Genomic DNA, 4173 nt, shown 5'->3' on the forward strand with positions numbered 1-4173 from the left:
GACGGCCGCTCGGGGGGCGGGGCGGGCCTGCGGGCCGGCGGGGAGTTTTCCGACGAGTCCGGCGGCGGGCCGCGCGCGCTCCCGGCCTTCCGGGCGGCAGGACCCGCCGTGGCCCCGGAGGACCGCCCGAAGGCGGAGGCTCCGCCGGACCAGCCGGCGCGGCTGCGCGGGGCGCTGAACCCGCTGCTGGCCGCCGCCGGTCCGCTGCTCGACCTCGCCGGGTCGCTGCGCGAACGCTCGGGGCACGAGAATCCGGAGGGGCTGCGCGACGTCATCCTCGCCGAGGTCCGCCGCTTCGAGGGGGAGGCCGCCGCCATCGGCGTCCCGCCGGAGGAGGTGCGCGTCGCCCGCTTCGCCCTGTGCACCATGCTGGACGACGTGGTGCGGGCCACCCCCTGGGGGGCGCGCTGCCGCTGGGCGCGCGAGGGGCTGGCGGTGGGGGTCGATCCCGGCGCCGGCGGGCCGGACCGCTTCTTCGACCTGCTCGACACCATGCTGAGCGACCCGCGCCTGCACCGGCTGGAGCTGGAGCTGTTCTACGCCTGCCTGTCGCTGGGCTTCGAGGGCAAGTTCCGCGACAAGCCGCGCGGCGCCCATGACCTTGCCCACCTGCGGGACGAGCTGTTCCGCGTGCTGCGCCGCCTGCGCGGCGAGCGGGAGCGCGCGCTGTCGCCGCAATGGCGCGGCGTCGCCGAACGCTTCCGCCCGCTGGGGCACGTCCTGCCGCCCTGGCTGGCCGCGGTGGCGGTGGCGACGCTGCTCGGCGGGCTGTTCCTGACCCTGTCGGCCTCGCTGGGCGGCCGGGCGGACGCGGTGGTGGCCCGGCTGGGGGCGCTGCTTCCCGACCGGCCGCTGGAGCTGGTCCGCGCCGTTCCGCCGCCGCCGCCCAGCGCGGGCCCGGCGCTGGCCGTCCGGGTCACCGCCCTGCTCCAGCCGGAGATCCGCTCCGGTGCCGTGGCGGTGCTGGCCGGCGACGACGGGGCGCTGGTCATCCGCATCGAGGGGGCGGGCATGTTCGCCACCGGCAGCGACGCCATCCGCGCCCGCTACCGCGCCGTGGTCGACCGCGTCGGGCAGGCGCTGGGTCCCGAGGCGGGGCGCGTGGTGGTGGTCGCCCACACCGACGACCAGACGCCGCGCGGCGGCGGGCTGCCGACGCCGGAGGCGCTGACCGAGGCGCGGGCGGCGGCGGTGCTGAAGATCCTGGAGCGCACGCTGGGCGCCGAGCGCCTGACCGCCGAAGGGCGGGGCGAGCGCGAACCGCTGGCCCCCAACACCACGCCGGCCAACCGGGGCGCCAACCGGCGCGTCGATGTCCGCCTCTACCCCGAATAGGCCGCGGTCCATGAGCGAACCGTCTCCGCACACCCGCTTCAAAAAGTCCCAGAGCAAGGTCCGCCGCGCCGACCCGGCGATGGCGCCGCGCCTGCGCTGGTGGACCACGCTCGCGGTCGCCCTGTCGGTCGGGCTGCTCGGCTGGGCGGTGATGCCGCTGCTCGGCTTCGGCGGGCTGGCCCGCCTGCTGCCGGCGTTGGTCTTGGTCGGCCTGTGGTACGCGCTGAACCGGCGCGAGGACGGCCGGCAGAGCGCGGCCAACGCCCGCTTCGTCGAGGCGCTGGCGGCATCCCGCGACCCGGAGCTGAAGGCGTCGCTGGACGAGCTGGGCACGGTGCGCGAGCGGCTGGACGCGGTGATCGACCGGCTGAAGACGCAGCGCTTCGGCGCGCGCTGGGGCGGCCAGTATCTCTACCAGCTTCCCTGGTATCTGGTGATCGGCGCCCCCGGCTCGGGCAAGACGACGGCGCTGGCCAACGCCCGGCTGGGCGCGGCGCTGGGCGGCGGGCTGGACGGCATGCCGGTGCAGAATCTCGGCGGCACGCGCAACTGCGACTGGTGGTTCACCGACGAAGCGGTGCTGATCGACACGGCCGGCCGCTACACCACCCAGGACAGCCGCCGCGCCATCGACGGGCGCGTCTGGTCCGGCCTGCTCGACCTGCTGAAGGAGCACCGCCCGCGCCAGCCGGTGAACGGCGTGCTGCTGACCATCAGCCTGACCGATCTCGCCGGGTGGAGCGACGCGGAGCGGCACAACCACGCCATCACCATCCGCCAGCGGCTGGGCGAGCTGCGCGCCCATCTCGGCATCCGCGTGCCGGTCTATCTGCTGTGCACCAAGGCCGACCTCGTCGACGGCTTCACCACCTACTTCGACCCGCTGGACCGGGCGGAGCGCGCCCAGATCTGGGGAATCACCCTCCCGGTGGAGGACGCGCCGCCCGGCCCGCTGGCCAGCTTCCACGCGCAGTACGCGGCGCTGCTGCGCCGGCTGGAGGAGCGGCTTCCCGAGCGGCTGCACCAGGAGCCGGACATCCAGCGGCGCGGCGACGCCTTCGCCTTCCCGCTGCGCATGGCGGGCTTCGAGGCGGCGCTGGCCGACCTCGTCGACACCGCCTTCACCGCGGAGGCGGAGGAGGCGGTGCCGCTGCTGCGCGGCATCTATCTGACCAGCGCCACCCAGCCCGGCGCCTCGGCGGAATCGCCGGCCCAGACCTTCTTCCTGGAACGCCTGCTGCCCGAGGTGGTCTTCCCCGAGGCCAACATGGTCGGGGTGGACCGCGCGCTGGAGCGGGCGCGGCGGCGGCGCCACGTCTGGGCGCTGGGCGGGACGGCGGCGGCGGGGCTGCTGCTCGGGCTGGCCGGGCTGAGCAGCCACCGCGCCAACGAGGCGCTGCTGGCGCGGGCGGAGGCCGCCGTGGCGGTGGCGGAGGAGCGGCTGCGCGTCCTCGACACCCCGCCGCGCTCGCTGACGCGGGTGGAGGATTCCGATTTCCTCGCCGTTCTGCCGGCGCTCGACGCGCTGCGCGCGCTGCCCGCCGGCTGGACCGAGCGGTCGGAACGGCGGGCGTCCCTGCTCGGCTTCGGCCTGTCGCAGGGGGAGCGCGTCGGCCTGCCCGCCGAGGATGTCTACCGGCGGGCGCTGCGCAGCGTGTTCCTGTCGCGCATCGTGCTGCGGCTGGAGGAGCAGCTGCGCACCGGCTGGGCGCGGCCCGACCTGCTGCGGCAGAGCCTGCGCGCCTATGCCATGATCGGCGGGCCCGAGCCGCTGGACCCGGCGGTGCTGGCCGAATGGCTGGCCGCCGACTGGCAGCGCACGCTCCCCGGCGCCGCCCATGAGGCGGAGCGCCGGGCGCTCGGCGATCATCTGGCCGCGCTGGTCGAGGCCGGCTTTGCCCCGGTGCCCCCGGACGAGGCGCTGGTGTCGCGCGTCCTCGACGTGCTGGGCCAGCCGACCGCGCCGACGCCCCGCACCCCCAACGACGGCGGGGCCGGCTGATGAGCCCCGGTTTCGCGGTGGGCTTCCATGGGAAGGTGCCGGCGCGCGGCGATTTCGTGGGCTACGGCCTGCCGCGCGGCGTCCTGCTTCCCTGGGACGCCTGGCTGACGGGGGTTCTGGACGCGGCGGTGCGCCAGCTCGGCTCGCCCTGGGAACGGCTGTTCCAGTCGGCCCCGGTCTGGCGCTTCGCCCTGTCGCCCGGCCTGTGCGGGGAACCGCCGCTGGCCGGCATCATGATGCCCAGCGCCGACCGGGTTGGGCGGCAATACCCCTTCACCATCGTCGGCACGCTGCCCTACGGCACCGACCTCGCGGTCGTGCCGGTGGCCTGCCTGCACTGGTTCACCCGCGCGGAGTCCATCGCCGCCGACGCCTGCCGCGCCGGGGCCGACGTGGACGCGCTGCCGGCGCGCATGGCGATCCTGGGGCGCCCGGAGCCCAACGGCGCCGACCCCACCGTCGCCACCGTGGTCGAGGAGCGCGTGGGCCCGCTGCCGCCCCGCGCCAGCCTGTGGTGGAGCCGCGGCGGCGGGCGGGTTCCGCCCTCGCTGCTGACCTGCTGTGGCCTGCCGCGCTCGTCGCGCGCCGCCGCCTTCATCGACGGCGCCTGGGAGCGGCGGGGCTGGGACGATCTGGACGGGTAGCAGGCGGTTGTGTTTGTCCCTTAAAGTCTGTCTCTTTTTCACCTCTCCCGCCCCCCGGGACTTAAGTGGCATTCCTTATCCTTCGTTTTCCTTGAAAAAAAAAGCAGGTGGAGAAGCGATCGCTCTTAAGCTCACTCTTGATGCATTTTATAATCTAGCGCACTTCACATGTTGTAACGTAGGCTGTTCGGT

3 protein-coding genes are annotated in these 4173 nt (G+C 75.0%); all 3 read left to right on the forward strand.

Translation table 11 applies throughout. The annotated features are described in order from the left end of the window. A partial coding sequence (gene icmH, locus GBZ26_RS27755) for a type IVB secretion system protein IcmH/DotU (protein ID WP_345772080.1) occupies positions 1-1335 on the forward strand: 1335 nt, incomplete at its 5' end. A 10-nt stretch (positions 1336-1345) separates the two neighbouring features. Then, positions 1346-3337 carry a type VI secretion system membrane subunit TssM gene (gene tssM / locus GBZ26_RS27760; RefSeq protein WP_247884925.1) on the forward strand — a complete coding sequence of 664 codons (1992 nt, stop codon included), beginning with the start codon at positions 1346-1348 and terminating at the stop codon, positions 3335-3337. After that, a complete protein-coding gene (tagF, locus tag GBZ26_RS27765; RefSeq protein WP_174441572.1) occupies positions 3337-3981 on the forward strand; it encodes a type VI secretion system-associated protein TagF in 645 nt (214 codons plus the stop codon). Before tssM ends, tagF begins: the two co-directional genes overlap by 1 nt. The last annotated feature ends 192 nt before the right edge of the window (positions 3982-4173 follow it).

This window comes from Azospirillum formosense (genome assembly GCF_013340925.1).
In the GTDB taxonomy this organism is placed as follows: Bacteria; Pseudomonadota; Alphaproteobacteria; order Azospirillales; family Azospirillaceae; genus Azospirillum; species Azospirillum formosense.

Bases quoted from the DNA above. Each gene is read 5' to 3' on its own strand.
- tssM (WP_247884925.1), top strand. From the start codon at position 1,346: ATGAGCGAACCGTCTCCGCACACCCGCTTCAAAAAGTCCCAGAGCAAG.
- tagF (WP_174441572.1), top strand. From the start codon at position 3,337: ATGAGCCCCGGTTTCGCGGTGGGCTTCCATGGGAAGGTGCCGGCGCGC.